Source organism: Streptomyces sp. 1114.5, assembly GCF_003635085.1.
In the GTDB taxonomy this organism is placed as follows: Bacteria; Actinomycetota; Actinomycetes; order Streptomycetales; family Streptomycetaceae; genus Kitasatospora.
Genome location: NZ_RBXE01000002.1, coordinates 715,790 through 737,027, shown reverse-complemented (window position 1 = coordinate 737,027; position 21,238 = coordinate 715,790). Strand labels below are relative to the sequence as shown.

Here is a 21,238-nt window from a genome sequence, read left to right as displayed (position 1 = left end):
CGGCCCCGGACCGCAACGCCCCCGAGCCCGAGGGGCCGCGCGCCCGAACGAGAGGATCAACCGGTGACCGAGAACCAGACGGACCGGGCCGCCCGCGCCGCGGTGGCCGTCGCGGCCGAGTACGGCCTCGCCGTCGAGCGGCCCGTCGTGCTGCGCGACGCCAGCAACGTCCTCGTCCGGCTCGACCCGCTGCCCGTCGTCGCCCGGATCGCCGGACTGATGGCCGGACTGCGCGACGGCACCGGGGAGTGGCTGGCCCGCGACGTCGCCGTGCTGGCGCACCTGGACGGCCGCGATGCGACGCGCCCCTGCCCGCCCCCGCTGCCGCCCGGGCCGCACCACCGGGACGGGCTGGTCCTCACCTTCGCGGCCCTGGAGCATCCGGACCCGGCGGCCGCTCTCGACCCCGAGGAGCTGGGCCGCTCCCTGCGCAGGCTGCACGCCAACCTCCGCGACCTGCCGATCCCGCTGCCGGCGCTCGGCCTGGTCGAGGAGGGGCGCGACTGGCTCCGCGGGCTGACGGCCGAATGCGGGCTGACGGCCGAGGAGCTCCGGCGGCTGTCCGACCGCTACGACGAGGTCCGCGCGGCCATCGCCGACGCCGCCCCCGAGGCCCAGCCGCTGCACGGCGACGCCCACGCGGCCAATGTCATGGCGACCCCGCGCGGGCTGGTCTGGACGGACTTCGAGGACGTGGCCTCCGGGCCTCCGCTCTGGGACCTCGCCTGCCTCGCCGCCCGGGCCCGCGCGCTCGGCACCGGCGAGCGCGGCTACGGCGTCGACTGGGCCGACGCCGCCGTCCGCGCCTACGGAGCCGACCCCCGGGATCCGCTGCTGGACCTGCTCGTCACGGCCCGCACCCTCGCCGTGGCCGCGTGGGGCCTGGCGGTCTCCGACGCCGCCCCCCGCATGCGGGCCGCGAGCCTCGCCCGGGCCCGATGGATCCTCACGGATCCGAGCGGCCGGAAGTAGACCGACAAAGCTCCGTGCGCGTAGCGACAGCATTCCAGCACAATGGCGAATCGGCGACCGGGAATTCCCCCGATCGCCGATTCACCGTTCACCTGACGGTCCATCAAGAATGCTTCTATTCAAGCACATTGACGACGATCAGCTGCTCTCAGTTCGCCACCAGCCAACCGCAGGCCATGGCCCGGGCGCCCGCTTCGAAACGGCTGCGCGCGCCCAACTGCTGCATGATTTCCGCGGTGATCCGACGGCAGGTGCGCACCGAGACGCCGATCTTGCGGGCCACCACCTCGTCGGTGAAGCCCTCCATCATCAGCTGGACCACCGCCTGGTGCTGCGGCCCCAACTCGGGCTGCCCCGAGTCGTTCCGGGCCGGCGTGCGCCCGGAGACGAACGGCGTGGCCTCGGACCAGACCCGTTCGAACAGGTTGGCCAGGGCCTCCACCACGCCGGCGCCGGTGAGCACCAGGACCCCGCTGGTGCCCCGGGTCGGGTCCACCGGGACGAGCGCCACCGTGCGGTCGTAGACGATCATCCGCGGCGGCAGGCAGGCGACGGTGCGCACCTCGCCGCCGTGCTCGTCGAGCCAGCGCGCGTACGAGACGGTGGCGGGGTCGTTGCGGACGCTGTCGAGGTAGACGTACCGGACCCGGACGCCGCGCTCCAGCGCCAGCCGGTCCAGCGGGCGGGCGGCGTCGAGCTGCTCGGGCTTCTGTGCGCCGCCCGGTGCGAAGACGGCGATCTCGCTCTCGCAGCTCATCGCCTGTTCCTCGATGTGCGCGAGGATCTGGTCGGCGCCCATCACCCTGACCGCGCCGCCGTCCACGTCGGGCGCGCTGCGGGTCGCGTCGTCGATCAGCCGGGTCACCGCGAGCCGCGAGGCGACCAACTGCTTCTGCAGTTCCAGCAGTTCGTTCTCCTGCTGGAGCAGCAGCTGGCGCAGGCCGACCTCCGGCTTGACCATGCGCAGCTCACCGGACTGTTCCACGGAGGGGCGTACCAGCGACCGCCGCGCCAGGTCGTCCAGGGCCGCGACGACCCGGTCGACCGGCCAGCCCAGGCGTTCGGAGATCTGCTGCTTCCGGACCCCCGGTTCCGCCAGCATCTCCCGGTAGACGAGCTCCTCGTCCTCCTTCAGACCGAACAGGCTGAATTCCATCTCGTGCCCCCGTTCAGGCGTACGTTCCGCCTCCACAATCGCGGCCACCGTAACAGAACGCAGTGAAACCGCAACAAGCCCTGTCCTGATGCTGCAAACGCAACACGCTGTCAGCTCCGGGGGCAGACAACGGGCCGGTGACCGGGCAAAGCTGGGATCCGAACGCGGGAACAGCGCCGACGGCATTCATCACCATTTCCCGAATTTCCCGTTCTGAGAACACCACGGAGGAATAGCATGTCCCGTATTTCCGCTTCCGCCCGTTCCCTCGGCGGCTGGGCCCTCGCGCTGACCGTCGGCGCCGTGATCGTCGTCTCCGCCGGCTCGGCCGGTCCCGAGCAGTCCCCGGCGCCCGCCGCCTCCACCGCCCAGGCCTCCGGCGCCCAGGTTTCCGGCATCGGCATCGCCACCGAGGCCGTCGTGATGGCCCCGAACAACACCTGGGGCGACTGAGCGACGGCCGGACCACCGCGAGCTCGTCGTGTACTTGGTGCACGTCCGGTTCACCGCACGGGGATCGACCTTCGACCCGCGGGAACTGGACCTCCGCATCCGAGAGCGTTCGACGGTCGAGGACTCCCTCGAACACGTCTACGTGCAAGCGCGTGGGCGCACCGCCGTCGTCGTCCTGTTCATCGCCAGAGACCGGGTCGAGGCCGCCGAGTCCGCCGCGACCGGCCTGGCCTCCCGCTGCGCGGCGGACTACCCGCCGCAGGCCGGTGTGACCGTCTCCCCCGGCCGGGCCTCCCTCGCCCCCGACATCGCCGACACCGTCCTACTCGACGACTGACCGGCCGGAGTCCCCGGGCCCGGCCCATCCACCCCCACCCGACGCCCCGTCCGCCCCGACGACCCCGGGCACACCGCACCGCGGAAGAGCTTCAAGGAGCGCACAGTTGGAACAGTCATCTGCCGAGGTCCTGCTCCTGGGCTGGTACGAGCCGGCCCTGACGGCGCTCACCGAGCTCGGGGCCCACGTGGTGAACGTCCTCGACCCCCGGGACCTGCACAAGGCGCGGGCGCTGGAGCCCAGTGACGCCGTCCGGTTCCTCACCGTGCCGGACACCCGCAGTTCCGAGGAGGTGGTCTCCGGTCTCGCCCGGCACGGGCTCACCCTGTCGGCGTTCTCGCACGTCTGCTCGATGCGCGAACTCTCCGTGGTGACGGCCGCCGTGCTGGCCGCGGTCGGCGGCTGCGCGAGCCTGGACGTGCCGACCGCGATCGCCGTACGGGACAAGTTCGTCCAGAAGCAGCTGGTGCGCGCCGCCGGGGTGCCGGTCACGGCGTGCCGGGTGGTCGACCTGCTCACCGACCTGACGGTGGACGACTGGGACCGCCCGGTGGTCGTCAAGCCGCTGGCCGGCGGCGGCTCCCGGGACACCCACGTGCTGGCCGACCCGCAGTCGCTGGCCCGCCTGCTGGCGGAGGCCCCCGAACCGCCGCGCGGCCCCTGGCTCGTGGAGGACTTCGTGGCGGGCACCGAGCTCCACGTCGACGGGGTGGTCCGGGCCGGCCAGGTGCAGTGGTTCGCGGTCTCCCGGTACCTGACCAACGTCATCGACATCAAGGCCGGGGTGCCGGTGGGCTCCGTCGTGCTGGAGCCGGCCGGGCATCCCGGGCTGTACGCGGCCACCGAGGCGCTGCTCCAGGAGTCGCTGGACGCCCTCGGGCACCGCGAGGGGATCTTCCACCTGGAGATGTTCGAGCGGGACGGCGCGTTGACGTTCAGCGAGTGCGCCGGCCGGGTGGGCGGCGCCATGATCCGGGAGTCGATCCGGTACCGCTTCGGGGTGGACCTGCCGGGCGAGTGGGCCCGCGCGGCCCTCGGCCTGCCGATGGCTCCGGTGCCCGCGGACCGTCCGGAGGTCTGCGGCTGGATGCAGTTCTCCGCTCCGGCCGGCCGCGTGGTCGAGGTGCCCGACGTGGCGGCGGTCCTCGCGCAGCCGGGCTGCGTCGAGGCGATCGTGAGCCTCACCAAGGGCGCCACCGTGCCGGACATCAGCGCGGCCTCGAACCTCAAGGCGGGCTCGGCGCTCGTGGTCGGGGACACCGAGGAGCAGGTGCAGGCCCGGATGCTGGCCCTGAGCGACTGGTTCGCCCGGTCGGTGACGACCGAGGCCGAGCCGTGTCGGCCGTCGTGACCACCGCCGTGCGCCGGGCGCTGTCCGGGTTCTCGATGCTGCCGGACCGCGGCCCGGGCCGGACGCTGTTCTGGGCGACGGTGGTCAACACCGTCGGCACCGGCATGTATCTGACCAGCAGCGCGCTGTTCTTCGTCCGGGTCGTCGGGATGTCGCAGACCCAGGTCGGTCTGGGCCTGACCGTCTCCGGGCTGATCGGCCTGCTGGCCGGCGTGCCGGTCGGCCGGCTCGCGGACCGCAGCGGCCCGCGCCGGGTGTACCTGGTGATGCTGGGCGCGGAGGCACTGGCGATGGCGGCCCTGGTCCTCGCCCGCTCCTTCACCACCTTCGTCCTGCTCTGCTCCTGCATCTCGCTGGCGGCGACGGCCAGTGCGGCCGCGCGCGGCCCGCTGGTCAGGGCGGTCGGCGGTGAACGGCCGACGCACCTGCGTTCCTGCCTGCGTTCGGGCAGCAACCTCGGCGTCGCGCTGGGCGGGCCGCTGGCGGCGCTGGCCATCGGCTCCGGCACCCGGACCGGCTACGAGCTGCTGATCCTCGGCAACGCCGTCACCTTCGCCGTCTGCGCGGCGATGGTCAGCCGCCTGCCGCACGTGCCGCCGGTCCCGCCCGGTGGCGCGGACGGGCAGCGGCGGGCGGGCGTGAGCCGGCCGTACCTGTGCCTGGTCGGGCTCAACGCGGTGATGATGCAGCAGTTCCCGGTCCTGCCGCTGGTGCTGCCGCTGTGGATCTTCCTGCACACCCGCGCCCCGCACGCGATCGTGGGGGTGATCGTGCCGCTCAGCACGGTCCTGGTGGTGCTGCTCCAGGTGCGGATGTCCCGGGGGATCGACTCCCCCGCGGCCGCGGCCCGGTTCATGGCGCGCTCGGGCTTCGCGGTGCTGGCCGGTTTCGCGCTGATGGGCGCCATGGCGGCCCTGCCCGGGTGGCTGGCCTCGGCGGTCCTGGTGCTCGCCATGGTGGTCTACACCTTCGGTGAGATCTGGTACTCCGCGGCGAGCTTCGAGCTGAGCTTCGCGCTGGCCCCGGCCGAGTCGCAGGGGCGCTACCAGGGCGTCTTCTCGATGGGATCGGGGATCGGGCGGGTGGTCTCGCAGTCCCTGGCGACGCTGCTCTGCCTCGGCCTCGGCTTCGCCGGGTGGATCCTGCTCGGCGTGCTGATCCTCGCCGCGGGCCTCGCGGCGGTGCCGACCACGCGCTGGGCGCTGCGGACCGGCCCGGGCGACGAGCCCGCCCCGCCCCCGGGGGCGCAGCAGGTGCCGGCCGGCGCCCGCTGAGCCGCCGTACCACCGGACTGCGAAACCGCTGAACCACCTCCGAACGAGCGCCGCGGGTCTGCCGCCCCCCTGCAGACCCGCGGCGCTCGGTGCCCGGTCCGGTCACACGCCGACCCACACCCCGAGCCGGTTCGCCCGCGGCAGCAGCGCCAGCAGTTCGGGCGAGCCGCCCACGATCGTGGGGTGGCCGACCTCCTGGAGCATCGGCAGGTCGGAGACGTGGTCGCCGTAGGCGTGGCAGTCGCCCGGGTCGATGGCGGGACGGTCGGCGAGCAGGGCACGGACGGCCTGGCGCTTGCCCTCGCCGATCATCGGTGGTCCGACGAGCTCGCCGGTCAGCACCCCGCGCTCGACCGCGGGCTCGGCGGCCAGCACGTGGGTCGCGCCGAGTTCCTCGGCGAGCGGGTGCAGCAACGCCGCGAACGAGCCGGAGACCAGGGCCAGTTCGGCCGAGGCCGCGCGGTGGCGGTGCAGCGCGGCGACCGTCTCGCCGATGAAGAAGCCGTGCTTCTCGCGGCGCCGCAGGTACCAGTCGTGCGCGGAGTCCTGGACGTCCGCGAGGCGTTCCCCGCGCCAGGCCGCGTAGTAGCGGCGGTTGGCCTCCTCCCGTGGGCGGCCGGCCGCGACGGTGGCGTCCAGGTCGGCGCGGACGGCGGCCGCGTGGCGCCGGCCCTCCGGTCCGTGGCGTTCCGCGAAGTAGTGGTCGAGGAATTCCAGCGGGCTCCGGCAGCGGATCACCGTCTCGTCCACGTCGGCGAAGACCAGGTAGCCGGCGCCGTCCGGCCCGCGGCGGGGCGGCGTCATCGCCCGGCCACCGCGGCGGCGTAGGCGTCCGCCGCCGGTTCGAGGCGCAGCGCGCCGTGCGCGGCGACGGTGTGCACGTCCCGCCAACAGCGCTGGAGTTCGCCGCCGCGCTCGCGGGAGTGGATTCCGCCGGTGCGGAACAGTCGCTCGACGGCGGTGACCAGCAGCTCGACGGCCACCGCGGTGTCGCGGCGGTTGGCGGCGACGGCCTGCGCGAGGGCCGGGGCGTCGGTGGGATCGGTGCGGTCGGCGCGGTCGGCGGCGGCTTCCAGCAGCAGGCCGGCCGCGTTGGTCTCGGCGGCGGAGCGGGCCAGCGCGTACCGGGCGGCGGCGTCGGTCTCCAGCGGTGCGGTGTGCGGGGCGGGTCCGGTGGCCCAGTCGGTCCAGGCCGCGAGGGCGTGCCGGGCGGCGCCGAGGGCGGCCGTGGCGAGCAGCGGCGGGCCGCCGAGCATGGCCGGGAGGGTGTGACAGTGGGCGCGTCCCTCTCCGGGCCGGCCGGCGAGCAGCTCGGCGAGCGGGACGGTGCGCCGGGCGGGCACCCAAGCCCCGTTCACCACCACGGAGTTGCTGCCGGTTCCGCGCAGCCCGGTGGAGTCCCAGGTGTCGAGGACGGTGACGTCCTGCACGGGGAGCGCGCAGACCCGGGCGACGGGCGGGGTGCCGCGGCCGGCCTCGCCGGGGCGGCCCGCGGGAGCGGGGACCTGTTCGACGGCGGCGAGCAGCACCCAGTCGGCGTGTTCGCCGCCGCTGACGCAGGCCCACTCGCCGTCCAGCCGCCAGCCGCCGTCGACGGGGGCGGCGGTGCCCGCGGGCGGGGTGAGGCCGGCGGCTATCCGGACGTCGGGGCCGGCTCCCCAGAGGTCGCGCTGCCCCGGCTCGGGCAGCTGGGCGGCGAAGCGGCCGTGGGCCGCGTACAGGCCGGCGCACCAGGCGGTGGAGGCGCAGGCGGCACCGAGTGCGGCCGTACGGTCGACGGCTTCCCGGTAGCCGCCTGCCGTTCCGCCCCAGCGGCGGGGGACGAAGTGCCGTGGGAAGCCGGCGCCGGTCAGGGCGTCGGTCAGGGCGGAGGAGAGCCGGCCGGTCTCGTCCGCCGTGCCGGCCTCGGCGGCGGCGAGGGCGGTGACCCGGGCCAGGGGGACGGGCGGTGGCCCGGCCGGCGGCGCCGGAGCCGGTGCGGGCGCCAGAACGTCGGTAGCGCTCATGGTCGTGTGCCTCTCTCGGTCGACAACCCGGCCGGCGACTGGAGGAAGCGTCGGAACGGGTGTAAAAATTCCTTCATGCAGGTATCTTTGTACCGTGATTCCTCGGTTCGGAGGTAAAGAGTGGTCCGCCAGGCTCGCGCACTGCGCACGCACGACCTGATCGTTGACGCTGCCGCGTCAGAATTCCTGCAGCGAGGGTTCGCGTTGGCCAACCTGCAGCGGGTGGCGGATCGGACGGGCCTGACGAAGGGCGCCCTCTACGGGCACTTCCAGTCCAAACAGGCGCTCGCCGACGCCCTGGTGGCACACCTCGAAGAGGTGCTCGCCGAGGTGCTGACGACGGCCACGCAGGCCGCCGACGGCACCCCGGTGCGGCTGAGTCGGCTGGTCACCGCGGTGGCCGAGCAGATCGAGGCCGACGCCCGGGTGCGGGCCGGCCTCCGGCTGGTGCTGGAGGAGGGCTGGAACAGCGGCGAGGCCCCCCAGGTGCTGGAGAACATCCGCGGGATCGCGAAACAGCTCGCGGTCCACGCCGACCAGCCCGAACCCGCGGCGGATCTGGCCGTGGTGGTGCTGCTGGGCGCCTGGGTGAACTCCTGCTGGCCCGATGCGGCGCACCTGGTCCGCCGGGTGGACGACATCCGGCAGCTGATCCCCGTCCTGTCCGGCACCGAGTGGTGACCGGGACCCCCGGCCCGGCGCGGTGACCGCGTCGGCCGGGGCGCCCCGGACGCTCAGGGGGTGTCGTACGGATCCTTGCCGGGTCCGACGAGATCCACAAGACACTCCCTCAGACCACGACCGCCTCGGGCACCAGCACCCGCTGCTCCGCCACGAGATCGTCCACCCGCGGCTCCACCCGCTGGTCCGCGGTCCCCGGGAGGGCCCAGGTCATCGTGGCGGTCGCCACCCGGCGGCCGGCCTGGACGGCGTCCACCCGCAGCTCCCCGGGGCGGCCGAAGCCGTCCTGGACCTGGAACTCGACCGGGGCGTACAGCTCGGCGAAGGCCACACAGGAGACCTGAACGCCCGTCAGGACGGGCAGGGGCCCCTCCGGCCGGCCCACCGAGGCGGGCTCGCGCATCAGCACGTGACCGAGCTGGCGGAAGCCCTCCAGCAGCACCATCAGCGGAATGTGGTCGGTCGGGTGGTCGAACAGCACGGCGTGGTCCAGTGCCGCGCGCATCTGCCAGGCCCCGCTCTCGGTCCGCTCCAGCACGCAGTCCCGGCCCCGCAGCCGACCCACGCGCGCGGCGGGCAGCCGGCTCGCCGGCCGCGCCCCGTCCTCGGCCCCGGCCTCGACCGCGGCGCCCGCCCCGCGGTGCCGCAGCACCCGGTAGCGCTTGGGGTCCAGCGCGATGACGGAGATCGAACCGCGCCCGCAGGGCCGCCCGCCGATCGACAGCTCCACGTCCACCCGCAGCGAGGTCCGGCGCGGGGGCTGGCTGCCCAGATCGGTCCAGCGCGCGTGCAGCACCGGCTGGAGCGGCGTGGCACCGACCCGGAGCAGTTCGGGATCGGTGATCTCGAAGTCGAAGTCGCTGCCGACGAAGCAGTGCGTGAACGGCACGCCGTAGTAGGCGTGCGTCAGGTAGACCATGGCCTGGCGGATGGTCTCGGCGAAGAGCAGTGGATCGGCGTGGCCCTCGCCGTCCGGGTAGTAGAGGGCGTGGTCCCGGGGCCACTGGGCGGCGACCAGGAAGCGGTCGTCGCCCGAGGGCCGGGCGTCGGTGAGGAAGACCTCGGAGACTGCCGCGCGGTGGACCAGATGGCGCGGGACCGTCTGCTGGTAACTGAGCCGTTGGCCGGGATCATCGGAGAGGGTGACTGCGGAAGCGTCGGTCTCACCGGCTAGCGGATCGTGACTTGCTCGCATAACTTCCCCCGGGGGTCAGCTAGCACACGCCGCAACCGCTGCGGCGCGGTGTCTTGCTTGCCGAGTAGAATAAACCTTCGGGAAGGTATTCTCAACGCCTATGGGCCACGCGGTGGCCCGGCACAGGTCGAGGCTCGGCCGCACGCGCAAGGAGATGTCCACAAGTGGCCACACATCAGGAAAGCAGAAACCGGCACCACGCGGTGACGAACGCCAAGGGAGCACGACTCAAGCAGGAACGGGCCCTCCAGACCCAGCAGGCCGTGCTGGAGTCCGCCGCCGCGGTCTTCGCCGCGAAGGGCTTCCCTGGCGTGACGATCCTCGACGTCGCGGAACACGCCGGCCTGACCAAGGGGGCCGTCTACTTCCACTTCGCCAACAAGGAGGCCCTGGCGGAGGCCGTGGTGCAGGAGTTCTACCGCCGGCTGCCGCTGATCTTCGAACCGGCGCTCAAGCTCGGCCTCCCGCCGCTCAGGACGGTCGTGGAGGCCCTGCAACGGACGGCCGACGCCTTCCGGGACGACCGGGTGATCCAGGCCGGCGCGCGGCTGCAGATCGAGCGCGCCTACATCGGCACCACCCTGCCGACGCCGTACGCCGACTTCGAGGCCCTGCTCACCGGCCTGCTCACCCAGGCCGACGAGGCCGGCGAGCTGCGGCCCGGGCTCTCGCCCGAGGGCTACGCCCGCATCCTGATCTCCGCCTTCTTCGGTGCCCAGCACATCTCCTGGGTGCAGAGCGACCGCCAGGACCTCAAGGAGCGCGTCGGCGAGATCGTCGACGCCGTCCTGCCCGGCCACTCCCCCGCCGACTGATCCGCTGTCTGGTCCACTGTCCGACCTGCCGTTCGACCCACCGGACAGCACGGAGCAGACCCGGGCATCCCGGGCCTGCTCCTTCTTGCGTGTGCGGTCCGCTGCCGTGCCGTGCAGCGGGTTCCGCTCCTGCCGTCGCTCCTCGGTGCGGTGGGAGACCCGGCCGCCCCACCGGGGCGTGGGGCGGCCGGGTGGCTCTGGGGGCGCCGGCGGTACCGGGGCCTGTCCTCAAACCTCCGCCTGTGGGGCGACGCGGGTTTGAGGACAGGCCCCGGCCCCGTCACTGCTCGTGGAGGAACTCGCGGATCGCGTAGCCGACGTGGCGCTGGTCGGTCATGGTGTGGCCCAGGATGACGTCGCCCTTGCGCAGCTCGGTGAAGTTGTGGACGCTGCCGCCCGGGCCCAGCGCCCGCACGTGCCAGTCGTCCTGACCGACCATGTCCACCAGCTGACCGCTCGCGGTCCGCGCCTCGATCCGCAGCATCGGACGCGACTCCATCTTGATCCGCCCCACGATCACCGTGCGCACACTGCCGTCCGTGCTGACCGCCAGGATCTCCGAACCGCAGTGCAGCTCCGACAGGTACTGCGTCCGGTTGCCCGGCGTCAGCGTGTACGTCGACAGCGCAGCCGCGTTCACCCGGAACGGACGCGTCGGCATGTACGGCAGCGGGTGCGTCTCACTGGAGACCAGCATCAGACCACTGGAGTACGAACCCAGCAGGATGCCCTCGTTCGGACGCAGGTGCGAGCAGGTGTCCACGCACACCCGGTCCCCCAGACCCAGGTGCTGCAACTGGACGATCTCCAGCGGCTCCAGGTCCAGCGACGCCACCTGACCATGAGTCGCCTCGACCAGCTCGGTCACCTCACCCACCCGCTTCGGCGTGAACAGCACACCGTCCGAACCACGCTCCAGCACCCCGATGGTGATCTTCGCGTCCTCGATGTCCTCGACCACCGTCACGATCGAACCCTTGGCCTGGTCCGCCGCCGCCAGCAGGATCTCCAGCGGAATCTTGCTCGGGTCCTGCCGGAACTCCACCAGCGTCACCTCCGCCCGGTTCGCCACCTTGCACGCGACATCCAGCGTCTGCTCGTCCAGCACCCGCACCAGCACACCCGTGCGCAGCCCCGGACGCAGACCCTCGAACTTCTCCGCGATCGAGTGATCCGCCACCAGCAGATCCACCACCTCGACCAACCGGTCGATCAGCGTGGTCGGCGTCTCACCATTGACCACCGCCACCTTCGTCAGGTTCGGCGGGACCTTCCCCGCCAGATCCGGGTCGTCGAAGACGACCGCCTCGACACCGAGGTGAGCACTCTCCTCGATGACGGCAGACGCGAGCTCACCGGCGAAACCACGGAGATCGATCCAAGCGGACTTCATCGTCATTCCTCTTCCGTTGCTGTGTGATCGGCTGTCAGCGTGCGTGCGATGTGCGGTGGTTCAGCGTGCGATGTGCGGTGGTTCAGCGTGCCGTGCACGAGGTGCGGTGGTGCGGCGTGCAGTGCGGGCGTGCGGTGGATCGGTGGGCGCGGCCGGCCGTCAGGCGGCGGTCACGGCCGAGCTGGTCAGGTCGGGCACCAGGGCCTCGGGCAGCCGGAGGCCGGCGTGCACGCGCTCGGCGATGGAGCGGGCCAGTCGGCCCGGGTCCGCCGCCTGGAAGACGTTGCGTCCGACGGCGACGCCGGTGACGCCGGACTCCATGGTGCTCTCGATCAGGCCGAGGAACTTGTCGGTGTCCCCGATCACGCCGCCGCCGGCGGTCACGACCGGGATCGGGCTGGCCTGGACGACCTGGGCCATCGTCAACGGCGAGCCGGTGTACGGCAGTTTGACGATGTCGACGCCCAGGTCGGCCGCGACGTTCGCCGCGTGGGCGAGCAGCACCGGGTCGGCGGGGTCGGAGATGCGCGGCCCGCGGGGGTAGATCATCGCGAGCAGCGGGACGCCCCAGCGGGCACAGTGGTCGGCGACGGTGCCGAGGTCGGTGAGCTGCGCCGCCTCGGTGTTCGAGCCGAGGTTGATGTGCACGCTCACGCCGTCCGCGCCCAGGGCGACGGCCTCCTCCACCGCGCCGACCATGATCTTCGCGTCGACGTCGGCGGCGTGCCGGGTGCTGCCGTTCAGGTGGACGATCAGCGCCAGGTCCCTGAGCAGCTCGGCCGGCAGGAAGCGGACCCGGCCCTTGTGGACGACGATCCCGTCCACGTTGTTGGCGGACATCGCCGTGACCAGCCGGGTGAATCCGGTCGTGGTGGCCACCGGGCCGTCCGCCAGCGAGTGGTCGAGCGGCACGAGGAACGTCGTGCCGGACGTCGGATTGATGATCCGCTGCATCCGACGGCGCTTTCCCGTCCAGCCGTATGACTCGGTCATTTTCCTGCCCCTTTCCCGTCTTCCGGAGATCGTTCGTGGCTCTCGACTTCTGTTGTCCCCGACGGGATCAAAAATCGGCCGGTAATGTCAAGGCCGCCGTTTCGAGAACTCCGTCGAATTGGTTTTCCGTTGCTTCGGCGCCGGATTGTCCGGCGCCCCGGACATCAATAAACGTCCGAGACCGACGCAGAAGTCAAGGGAGCGGACCGCCGCCTTTCCAGCTGCACGGCGAGTTCCTGCCAGCCCTGCATGCTCACCATTGCCAGTTCGGATACGAAGTGTAGGCAGTGGTCGGGCAGGTCCGCGATCAGCCGCTCGCAGGCGTCCGGGTCCATCGCGGCGACCGCCAGGATGCTCAGCAGCAGCCGGCCGGACTGGTTGAACCGCAGCGAGGGATCGGTGCGCAGCGAGTTGAGCATCATCTCGGCGCTGCGCAGCGGGACGGTGGCCCGCATGACCGGGACGCTCGGCGGCGCCTCGGGGTAGCGCGCCGGAACCGTGGCCCGCAGGGCGGGGGCGGGTGGCGCACCCCGCTCGCGCAGCTGGTGGCGCAGTTGGTCGCGCACGCTGCGCACCGTGCCGACGGAGACTCCGGCGACCGCGCTGACCGCGCGCAGGGACGAGTTCGGCTCCCTGGCCAGGATCTCCCGGACGCGTTCGCGCCCGGCCGCGGCATCCACCGGCCGCACCCTGCCGTCCCGGCCGACCCTGGCCTGCCCGGCGGGCTGCCCGGCCTCCGCGCGCACCGCGGCGACCGTCTTGGGCGACAGCCCGGCGATCGCGGCGATGGCCCGGTTCGACCAGGTGTCGTGCTCGGCCAGGATGCGCCGCACGGCCGCCTTGCGGTCGGCCAGCGACAGCGGCAGGCCGTGCCGGACGTTCAGGCGCACGGCCAGGACGAACGCCCCGGGGTCGTCGCCGTCGAAGAAGCAGGCCCGGATCTCCCGCTCGCCCCTGAGCTGGGCGGCGCGGACCCGGTGCCGTCCGTCCACGACCCGGTTGGTGCCGCGCTGGACGATGATGGGCGGCAGTTCGGCTCCGGACCCCAGCTCCGCCAGGGTTCGGGCGTGTTCGCTGTCCTCCCCCGCCGTGCGGGGCGAGTCGGAGAGGACCAGGTCGGCGATGGGGATCCAGCGGACCTCCGCGCCGACGTCGATGTCCGCCTGGTGGGTGCCGGCGAGGTCGAGCCCCGGGGGGCCGGAGTCCTGGTTCCGTGTGCGGGTGTGGATCGCCTCGACGTCTGTCATTCCGCCCCCTCGGTCGCGTCCTCGGTTGCCACGTCCTGGTGTCCTGTTGTCCGTCCGGCGGAGGCGTGGGGCGCTCCGCCGACGTCATCGACAGTGCCAGCAAAAAATACCTTTAACAAGGTATATTCTTGTTTTCCCAGGTCAGAGGGCATGCGGGGTGGGCAACTGGACCTCTTCCCCGGTTGCACACCCGCTCCGGACGGCGAGCCGGACAGGGGCTCGGGCGGCGGGCCGGCAGGGGCTCGGGCGGCGAGCCGGGCAGGAGGAGGGCCCGCCTGCAGAAGGCTGGCCCGCCGCTCGAACCGGGCGCTACGCTGGCCGCGCTCCGGCCGCCTGCTGTCCCCGCGCATTCCGCCGGGACACCGCGGCCCGATCGGGATTTCCCCTCCGGATTCCCGCACCGGAAAAGAGCGAATTCTGTGGCCGGCGGCCGAGCCCCGGTTTTCTCGACGACTCGCACACGGCGATCGGCGCACCGCCTCGGCGCGCCGGTCGGACCGACTTGGTTACGTACGGCGTTCCGCCCCGGCTCCCCGCGGGCGGGTGAACGGTCGGGCAGGCACGGCCGGAAAGGTGTAGTCATGAAGAACAATGCGCGAGTCGTTTCCACGCGCGCCGAGCTGGAGGCCAACCGGAAAGCGCGGATCGCCGGTCTGGTCGCGGCCGAGCCGGAACTCGCCGGCCACCTGCCGCTGCGGGAGGTCCACGACGCCACCGCCGAGGACGGGCTGCGGCTGGCCGAGATCGTCCGCCGGACGCTCGCGGGGTACGCGGACCGGCCGGCCCTCGGCGAGCGCGCCCGGGAGTTCGTCACGGTGGACGGGCGCACCGAGCTGCGGCTGCTCCCCCGCTTCGACACCGTCACGTACGGCGAGCTGTGGCAGCGGCTGCGGGCGATCGCCGCCGACTGGTACCACCACCCCGAGCACCCGCTGCGCGCCGGGGACTTCGTCGCCACCCTGGGCTTCGCCGGCGCCGACTACACCGCGGTGGACCTGGCCTGCAGCCAGGTCGGTGCGGTCGCGGTGCCGCTGCACAACAACGCCTCCGTGGAGCACATCGCCCACCTGGTGGCGGAGGCCGCGCCGCGCGTCTTCGCCACCAGCGTGGCCCGGCTGGGTCCGGTCCTGGACGCCCTGGACGCGGACAGCCCGGTGCGCCGGCTGATCGTCTTCGACCACCACCCCGAGCTCGACGAGCACCGCGAGGCCGTGGCGGCCGCGTCCCGGCGGCTGGCCGCGGCCGGCTCGCCGCTGACCCTGGAGCTGCTGTCCGAGGTGATCGGGCGCGGCCGCGAGCTGCCCGACCCGCCGGCGCTGCCTGCCGAGGACGGCACGGCGGAGGGAACGGCGGACGGCACCGGGGCGACGGGGGCGCTGTCATCGCTGATCTACACCTCGGGCAGCACCGGCAGCCCCAAGGGCGTGATGTTCAGCGAGTCGACGGTGTCCCTGATGTGGCGCCCGCGCTGGGAGTCCGAGCACCAGTACCCCACGATCACCGCCAACTTCCTGCCGCAGAGCCACCTCGTGGCGCGCCGGCTGGTCGCCAAGACCCTCGCCCAGGGCGGCATCGCCTACTTCATGGCCACCAGCGACCTCTCCACCTTCCTGGAGGACCTGGCGCTGATCCGGCCCACCGAGCTCGCCCTGGTGCCGCGGGTCTGCGAGATGGTCTTCCAGAGCTACCAGAGCCGACTCGAACAGCTCGCCCCGCACGGCGAGTTGCCGGAGGCGGAGCACGCCGGGCTGCTGGCGCACTTCCGCGAGGAGGTGTTCGGCGGCCGGCTGGTCCTGGCCCCGTGCGGTTCGGCCCCGCTCGCCCGCGAGCTGGTCGACTTCCTGGAGGCCTGCCTGGAGATCCCCTTCCTCAACAGCTACGGCACCACCGAGACCGGCCTGGTCATGCTCGACCAGCGCGTCCAACGGGCGCTGGTGCTCGACTACAAGCTCGTGGACGTCCCCGAGCTCGGGTACTTCACCACCGACTCCCCGCACCCCCGCGGCGAACTGCTGCTCAAGTCCCGGCTGCTCACCTCGGGTTACTACCGCCGCCCGGAGGTCACCGCGGAGGTCTTCGACGAGGACGGGTACTACCGCACCGGCGACATCATGGCCGAGCTCGAACCGGACCGGCTGGTCTACGTCGACCGGCGCAACAACGTGCTCAAGCTCTCCCAGGGCGAGTTCGTGGCGCTGGCCAAGCTGGAGGCCGCCTACGTCGCCAGCCCGCTGGTGCACCAGGTCTTCGTGTACGGGAACAGCTCCCAGGCGTTCCTGCTCGCCGTGGTGGTGCCGACCCCCAAAGCGCTCGAACAGACCCCGGACGAGGCCGCGTTGAAGGCCGCGATCAGCGCGTCGCTACAGCGCATCGCCCGGGACGCCGGACTCCAGCCGTACGAGGTCCCCCGCGATCTGCTGATCGAGACCGAGCCGTTCAGCCAGGACAACGGCCTGCTGTCCGACTCGACCAAGCACCTTCGGCCCCGGCTGAAGGCGCACTACGGCCCGCGGCTGGAGCAGCGCTACGCCGAACTGGCCGAGAGCCGGGCCAACGAGCTGCACGAGCTGCGGCAGGACACCGGCCGCCCGGTGCTGGAGACCGTCGCCCGCGCCGTCCAGGCGCTGCTGGGCACCGGCGAGCGCGAGCTGGACCCGACGACCCGGTTCACCGACCTCGGCGGCGACTCGCTCTCCGCGCTGTCGCTCTCCGGCCTGCTGCGGGAAGTCCTCGACGTCGAGGTCCCGGTCGGAACGCTGATCGGCCCGGCCAACAGCCTGCGCCGGATCGCCGACCACATCGAGCAGGCCCGCGACCAGGCCGCCGGAGCGGCCGCCGGACCGGGCGACAGCCCCCGGCCGGCCCGGCGCCCCGCCTTCGCCGACGTGCACGGCGACCACCCGGCCACCGTCCGGGCCGCCGACCTCACCCTGGACAGGTTCATCGACCCGGCCACCCTGGCCGCGGCCCCCTCCCTCCCGCGGCCGACCGGCGCGCCCGCCACCGTGCTGCTGACCGGCGCCAACGGCTACCTCGGCCGCTTCCTCTGCCTGGAGTGGCTGGAGCGCCTCGCCCCCGTCGGCGGCACCCTGATCTGCCTGGTCCGCGGCACCGACGACACCGACGCCCGGCAGCGCCTGGACCGGGCCATGGACAGCGGGGACAGCGAACTCAAGCGCCGCTTCGCCGAGTTGACCGCCGACGGCACCCTGCAGGTGCTGGCCGGCGACATCGGCGCGGCCGACCTGGGCCTGGCCGGTGCGGACTGGGAGCGCCTGACCGCCACCGTCGACCTGATCGTGCACCCCGCCGCGCTGGTCAACCACGTGCTGCCGTACCGGGAGCTGTTCGGCCCCAACGTCGCCGGCACCGCCGAGCTCGTCCGCCTCGCCCTCACCACCCGGCTCAAGCCGGTCTCCTACCTCTCCTCGGTGGCCGTCGCCGCGCACGGCGCCCTGGACGAGGACGGCGACATCCGCACCACCGACCCGGAGCGGCCGATCGACGGGAGCCACGCCAACGGCTACGCCACCAGCAAGTGGGCCGGCGAGGTGCTGCTGCGGGAGGCCCACGACCTGTGCGGGCTGCCGGTGACCGTCTTCCGCTCGGACATGATCCTCGCCCACGGCCGCTACACCGGGCAGGTCAACGTCACGGACACCTTCACCCGCCTGGTGCTCAGCCTGATCGCCACCGGGATCGCCCCGCGGTCCTTCTACCGGGCCACCGACCCGGAGCAGCCGGTGCGTGCCCACTACGACGGGCTGCCGGCCGACTTCGTCGCCGCCGCGGTGACCGCCCTGGGCGGCGGCGAGGCGGGCCACCGTACGTACAACGCGGTCAACCCGCACGACGACGGCGTCTCGCTGGACACCGTGGTCGACTGGCTGATCGCCGCCGGCACGCCGATCCACCGGATCGCGGACCACGGCGAGTGGCACGAGCGCTTCGCGACCGCCCTGCGGGGGCTCCCGGAGCGGCAGCGCCAGCACTCCCTGCTGCCCCTGCTGCACGCCTACCGCGCACCGGCGACCCCGGTGGCCGGCTCGGCCGTCCCCGCCGAACGGTTCCGCCGGGCGGTGCGCGGCGCCGGCATCGGAGCCCAGGGCGACATCCCCGGACTGTCCCGGCCGCTGATCGAGAAGTACCTGACCGACCTGCAGCACCTGCAGCTGATCTGACCAGGCCCTCCACCACCTCCACCGAGCCCGCCGTCACACCCGTGTCAGTGTCACGAAAGGACACAACCGCATGACTCTCCCCACCGCCCCGCTCGGCACCGACGGCCCCGCGGTGGGCGTCCAGGGCCTCGGCTGCATGGGCATGTCCGAGTTCTACGGGCCGACCGACCAGGCCGAGGCCCTGGCGACACTCGACGCGGCGCTCGACGCCGGCGTCACGCTCTTCGACACCGCCGACGTCTACGGCTTCGGCGCCAACGAGGAGCTGCTCGGCCCGTTCGTCCGCGCCCACCGCGAACGGGTCTTCCTCGCCACGAAGTTCGGCATCGAACGCCGGGCGGACGACCCGGCCCACCGGGGCGTCGACAACCGCCCCGGCTACATCCGCGCCGCGGTGGACGCCTCGCTGCGCCGCCTCGGTGTGGACACGATCGACCTCTACTACATGCACCGCCGCGACCCGGCCGTGCCGCTGGCGGAGTCGGTCGGTGCGATGGCCGAGCTGGTCGCGGCCGGCAAGGTGCGCCACCTCGGGCTGTCCGAGGTGACCGGGCCGGAGCTGCGCGAGGCGCACGCGGTGCACCCGATCGCCGCGGTGCAGTCCGAGTGGTCGCTGTTCTCCCGCGACGTCGAGCGCCAGGTCGTCCCGGCCGCCGCCGAGTTGGGGGTCGCCTTCGTCCCGTACTCGCCACTCGGCCGGGGCTTCCTCGCCGGGGCCTTCGCCGACGCCGGCCAGCTGGCGGCGGACGACAACCGGCGTTCGATGCCCCGGTTCACCGGCGCCAGCGCCGCCGCCAACGCGGCCCTGGTCGAGCCGGTCCGGAAGATCGCGGCCGAACGCGGCGTCAGCACGGCCCAGGTCGCCCTCGCCTGGGTGCACCAGCGCGCCGCGGTGCACGGCCTCACCGTGGTCCCGATCCCCGGCACCCGCCGCCGCACCCGCCTGGCCGAGAACATCGCCGCCGCGGGCCTCATCCTGACCGCCGCCGAACTCGCCGCGCTCGAACCGATCGCCGCAATGGTCTCCGGCACCCGGTACGCGGACATGCGCTTCACCTCGCACGGCCGCGAGTAGCCCGCACCGGTCACGCCGGCGCCGGTCACGCCCGCACCGGCCGCACCCGCCTCGCCCAAAGGCCGGGCCACCGCAGGCAACTGACGCCACGGCGGATGGCCCGGCTCCCCCGTCGCGGATTTACATACCTTTGCGAAGGGATTATTCTCGTCCCTACGGTGCCCGTCCGTGCGGGCGCCACCCCAGCCCGTCCCGAAGGAAGAAACCTCGTCATGGCTACTTCAGAAACCCGATCGCCACGGCGGGCCGGGTACATCCTCGCCCTGCTGGCGTTCACCCAGTTCATCGTCACCATCGACTACAACATCGTCTACGTGGCGCTGCCCGACATCGGTCGCGAACTCGGCTTCTCCGCCCAGTCGTTGCAGTGGGTCGTGAGCGCCTACGCGGTCGCGCTCGGCGGCCTGCTGCTGTTCGGCGGCCGTGCCGTCGACCGGATCGGCCCGCGCCGCATGCTGGTCACCGGCCTGGTGATCTACGCCCTCTCCTCGCTCGCCGGCGGACTCGCGCAGAACGCCGTGCTGCTGGTGGCCGCCCGCGCGGCCCAGGGCGTGGGCGGCGCGCTGCTCACCCCGGCAACCCTGATGCTCGTCTTCACCACCTTCGCCGCGGGCCCGGAGCGCAACCGCGCCACCTCCGTGTGGGGTGCCATGGGCAGCGCCGGCCTGGCCGCGGGCTCGCTCCTCGGCGGGGTGCTGACCAGCGCCTTCGGCTGGAGCTGGGTCTTCTTCGTGAACGTCCCGCTCGCGCTGGGCACCGCCTTCGCCGCCACCCGGGTCCTGCCCGCCGACCGTCCGCTGGGCAACGGCCGCAGCTTCGACGCGCTCGGGGCCGTGGTTGCCACCATCGGCTCGACGCTGCTGGTGTTCGGCCTGGTCAGCGGCCCGGACAAGGGCTGGGGCTCGATCGAGGGCGCCGGCGCCCTCGCGGTCGGCGCGGTGCTGCTGGCGGTCTTCGTCCTGATCGAGAACAGCTCCAGCGACCCGCTGGTGCCGCTGAAGCTGTTCCGCCTGCGGGGCCTCATCGTCGCCATGCTGGCGCTGATCGTCTTCCAGGCCTCCTCGGGCGGCACCTACTACCTGCTCACCACCTACCTGCAGAACGTGCTCAACTACGGCCCGCTGACCGCGGGTCTGGCCTTCCTGCCGCCGACCGTCGCCTGCATGCTGGTGGCGATGAAGCTCAACGCCCGCGTGCTGGGCTGGCTCGGCGTCCGCACCACGCTCTTCTGGGGCTCGGTCGGCACCGCCGTCGGGCTGGCCGCGATCATCGCCGGCATGTCCGCGCACGGCTCCTACTGGGCGGTGCTGCCGGGCGTGGTGATCTGGGGTGCGGGTGGCGGCTTCGCCTTCCCGTCGCTCTTCGTCGCCATCGCCTCCTCGGGCGCCGAGCCCGCCCAGCAGGGTGTCGCCTCGGCCCTCGCCTCCACCTGCCGTCAGATCGGCGGCGCCCTCGGCCTCGCCGCCCTGGTCGCGGTGGCCAACTCCCGTGCCGGGTCCGCCCCGGACACCACCGCGCTGGTCGGCGGGCTGCAGACGGCGGGCTGGGTCGCCGCCGTCGGGACGCTCGGCGGCGCCTTCATCGGGCTGGCACTGAAGAAGCAGCCCAAGCCGACCCCGGCACCCGCCACCACCGCCACCGAGGAAGTGGCGACGGACCTCACCGAGGCAGCCTCACACGCAGGCTGACGCACCATCAGGAGCGCCACCCCCGGGCGGGCGCGGCCGACGACCCGACGGTCGGAGGCCCCGCCGCCGGCGCTCCTCGGCGCCCCGGTCGCCAGCTCGGCGACCGGGGCGCCGACCCATGCCCCCACTGCTCCGCCCGCACGGCACCGACCTGCGGCGGAGCTTCTGCCTTCGCACCCGGCCCGCCGCCGGGCCGGCCCGCCGCAGTTGCGACGCGAATCACCATGGCCCAAAGAACATACCTTCTGTAAGGTATTTGTTGTCGGTCGGGAATGGCTCCCGCCGTCCAAGTGGGGATGTCCCCCACTTGGACGGCAGCCGGGATGCCGCCCGCGGCGCAGAGCGCCGGTGTCAGCTCCCCGATGGTGGACGACCGCGTACCGCCACGCCAGATGCGGCGTGCCCGTTCCTCCCGGCCGAA

Annotated in this window: 17 protein-coding genes; 10 read left to right on the top strand and 7 right to left on the bottom strand. The window is 73.0% G+C overall.

Annotated elements, in window-relative coordinates; translation table 11 throughout:
* The first annotated feature begins 63 nt into the window (after positions 1-63).
* A complete protein-coding gene (locus BX285_RS26680) occupies positions 64-972 on the top strand; it encodes a phosphotransferase (RefSeq protein WP_121178444.1) in 909 nt (302 codons plus the stop codon).
* Between the two features lie 148 nt (positions 973-1,120).
* Here the strand turns inward: BX285_RS26680 and BX285_RS26675 are convergent, their stop codons facing one another.
* The gene (locus BX285_RS26675) at positions 1,121-2,128 is read right to left on the bottom strand and encodes a hypothetical protein (RefSeq protein WP_121178443.1); all 1,008 of its coding nucleotides are present in this window, start codon (positions 2,126-2,128) and stop codon (positions 1,121-1,123) included.
* A gap of 237 nt (positions 2,129-2,365) precedes the next feature.
* Here BX285_RS26675 and BX285_RS26670 point away from each other — a divergent pair, with 237 nt between their 5' ends.
* The 4 genes from BX285_RS26670 (at position 2,366) to BX285_RS26655 (ending at position 5,543) form a co-directional block, all read left to right on the top strand.
* Complete coding sequence (locus BX285_RS26670) at positions 2,366-2,581, top strand: hypothetical protein (protein ID WP_121178442.1); 216 nt, start codon at positions 2,366-2,368, stop codon at positions 2,579-2,581.
* A gap of 28 nt (positions 2,582-2,609) precedes the next feature.
* Entirely contained in the window at positions 2,610-2,918 is a 309-nt protein-coding gene (locus BX285_RS26665) for a hypothetical protein (RefSeq protein WP_097235562.1), read from the top strand.
* 106 nt (positions 2,919-3,024) lie between these two features.
* The gene (locus BX285_RS26660) at positions 3,025-4,269 is read left to right on the top strand and encodes a hypothetical protein (protein ID WP_121178441.1); all 1,245 of its coding nucleotides are present in this window, start codon (positions 3,025-3,027) and stop codon (positions 4,267-4,269) included.
* Positions 4,254-5,543: an MFS transporter gene (locus BX285_RS26655; protein WP_121178440.1), complete on the top strand. Its 1,290-nt coding sequence runs from the start codon at positions 4,254-4,256 to the stop codon at positions 5,541-5,543. Before BX285_RS26660 ends, BX285_RS26655 begins: the two co-directional genes overlap by 16 nt.
* Positions 5,544-5,645: 102 nt before the next feature.
* Here BX285_RS26655 and BX285_RS26650 read toward each other — a convergent pair whose 3' ends face one another.
* Both BX285_RS26650 and BX285_RS26645 read right to left on the bottom strand, forming a co-directional pair.
* Complete coding sequence (locus BX285_RS26650) at positions 5,646-6,347, bottom strand: HAD family phosphatase (RefSeq protein ID WP_097235565.1); 702 nt, start codon at positions 6,345-6,347, stop codon at positions 5,646-5,648.
* Positions 6,344-7,549 carry an acyl-CoA dehydrogenase family protein gene (locus tag BX285_RS26645; RefSeq protein WP_121178439.1) on the bottom strand — a complete coding sequence of 402 codons (1,206 nt, stop codon included), beginning with the start codon at positions 7,547-7,549 and terminating at the stop codon, positions 6,344-6,346. The genes BX285_RS26650 and BX285_RS26645 overlap by 4 nt, the downstream gene beginning before the upstream one ends.
* A 120-nt stretch (positions 7,550-7,669) precedes the next feature.
* On the opposite strand from BX285_RS26645, the gene BX285_RS26640 reads away from it, so the two are divergent.
* Entirely contained in the window at positions 7,670-8,230 is a 561-nt protein-coding gene (locus tag BX285_RS26640) for a TetR/AcrR family transcriptional regulator (RefSeq protein WP_097235567.1), read from the top strand.
* A 109-nt stretch (positions 8,231-8,339) separates the two neighbouring features.
* On the opposite strand, the gene BX285_RS26635 is transcribed toward BX285_RS26640, so the two are convergent.
* A complete protein-coding gene (locus tag BX285_RS26635) occupies positions 8,340-9,425 on the bottom strand; it encodes a ScbA/BarX family gamma-butyrolactone biosynthesis protein (RefSeq protein WP_121178438.1) in 1,086 nt (361 codons plus the stop codon).
* A 164-nt stretch (positions 9,426-9,589) separates the two neighbouring features.
* Here BX285_RS26635 and BX285_RS26630 point away from each other — a divergent pair, with 164 nt between their 5' ends.
* Positions 9,590-10,240, top strand: coding sequence for a ScbR family autoregulator-binding transcription factor (locus BX285_RS26630; RefSeq protein ID WP_257032320.1), 651 nt, complete (start codon positions 9,590-9,592; stop codon positions 10,238-10,240).
* 280 nt (positions 10,241-10,520) lie between these two features.
* Here BX285_RS26630 and BX285_RS26625 read toward each other — a convergent pair whose 3' ends face one another.
* The 3 genes from BX285_RS26625 to BX285_RS26615 form a co-directional block, all read right to left on the bottom strand.
* Positions 10,521-11,633, bottom strand: a complete 1,113-nt coding sequence (locus BX285_RS26625; protein WP_097235570.1) for a 3-dehydroquinate synthase II family protein — start codon at positions 11,631-11,633, stop codon at positions 10,521-10,523.
* 159 nt (positions 11,634-11,792) lie between these two features.
* Positions 11,793-12,626, bottom strand: a complete 834-nt coding sequence (locus BX285_RS26620) for a 2-amino-3,7-dideoxy-D-threo-hept-6-ulosonate synthase (RefSeq protein ID WP_097235571.1) — start codon at positions 12,624-12,626, stop codon at positions 11,793-11,795.
* A 164-nt stretch (positions 12,627-12,790) separates the two neighbouring features.
* On the bottom strand, positions 12,791-13,873 hold the full coding sequence (locus BX285_RS26615) for a ParB N-terminal domain-containing protein (protein WP_257032321.1): 1,083 nt from the start codon (positions 13,871-13,873) through the stop codon (positions 12,791-12,793).
* Positions 13,874-14,454: 581 nt separating this feature from the next.
* Between BX285_RS26615 and car the strand changes: the two genes are divergently transcribed.
* The 3 genes from car (at position 14,455) to BX285_RS26600 (ending at position 20,817) form a co-directional block, all read left to right on the top strand.
* On the top strand, positions 14,455-18,054 hold the full coding sequence (car, locus tag BX285_RS26610; protein ID WP_121178437.1) for a carboxylic acid reductase: 3,600 nt from the start codon (positions 14,455-14,457) through the stop codon (positions 18,052-18,054).
* A 70-nt stretch (positions 18,055-18,124) separates the two neighbouring features.
* Positions 18,125-19,129 carry an aldo/keto reductase gene (locus BX285_RS26605; protein WP_121178436.1) on the top strand — a complete coding sequence of 335 codons (1,005 nt, stop codon included), beginning with the start codon at positions 18,125-18,127 and terminating at the stop codon, positions 19,127-19,129.
* Positions 19,130-19,341: 212 nt separating this feature from the next.
* Complete coding sequence (locus BX285_RS26600) at positions 19,342-20,817, top strand: MFS transporter (protein ID WP_121178435.1); 1,476 nt, start codon at positions 19,342-19,344, stop codon at positions 20,815-20,817.
* Positions 20,818-21,238: the final 421 nt, after the last annotated feature.

Bases quoted from the DNA above. Each gene is read 5' to 3' on its own strand.
- BX285_RS26635 (WP_121178438.1), bottom strand. From the start codon at position 9,425: ATGCGAGCAAGTCACGATCCGCTAGCCGGTGAGACCGACGCTTCCGCA.
- BX285_RS26650 (WP_097235565.1), bottom strand. From the start codon at position 6,347: ATGACGCCGCCCCGCCGCGGGCCGGACGGCGCCGGCTACCTGGTCTTC.
- BX285_RS26605 (WP_121178436.1), top strand. From the start codon at position 18,125: ATGACTCTCCCCACCGCCCCGCTCGGCACCGACGGCCCCGCGGTGGGC.
- car (WP_121178437.1), top strand. From the start codon at position 14,455: ATGAAGAACAATGCGCGAGTCGTTTCCACGCGCGCCGAGCTGGAGGCC.
- BX285_RS26615 (WP_257032321.1), bottom strand. From the start codon at position 13,873: ATGACAGACGTCGAGGCGATCCACACCCGCACACGGAACCAGGACTCC.
- BX285_RS26600 (WP_121178435.1), top strand. From the start codon at position 19,342: ATGGCTACTTCAGAAACCCGATCGCCACGGCGGGCCGGGTACATCCTC.
- BX285_RS26625 (WP_097235570.1), bottom strand. From the start codon at position 11,633: ATGAAGTCCGCTTGGATCGATCTCCGTGGTTTCGCCGGTGAGCTCGCG.
- BX285_RS26645 (WP_121178439.1), bottom strand. From the start codon at position 7,549: ATGAGCGCTACCGACGTTCTGGCGCCCGCACCGGCTCCGGCGCCGCCG.
- BX285_RS26675 (WP_121178443.1), bottom strand. From the start codon at position 2,128: ATGGAATTCAGCCTGTTCGGTCTGAAGGAGGACGAGGAGCTCGTCTAC.
- BX285_RS26620 (WP_097235571.1), bottom strand. From the start codon at position 12,626: ATGACCGAGTCATACGGCTGGACGGGAAAGCGCCGTCGGATGCAGCGG.
- BX285_RS26670 (WP_121178442.1), top strand. From the start codon at position 2,366: ATGTCCCGTATTTCCGCTTCCGCCCGTTCCCTCGGCGGCTGGGCCCTC.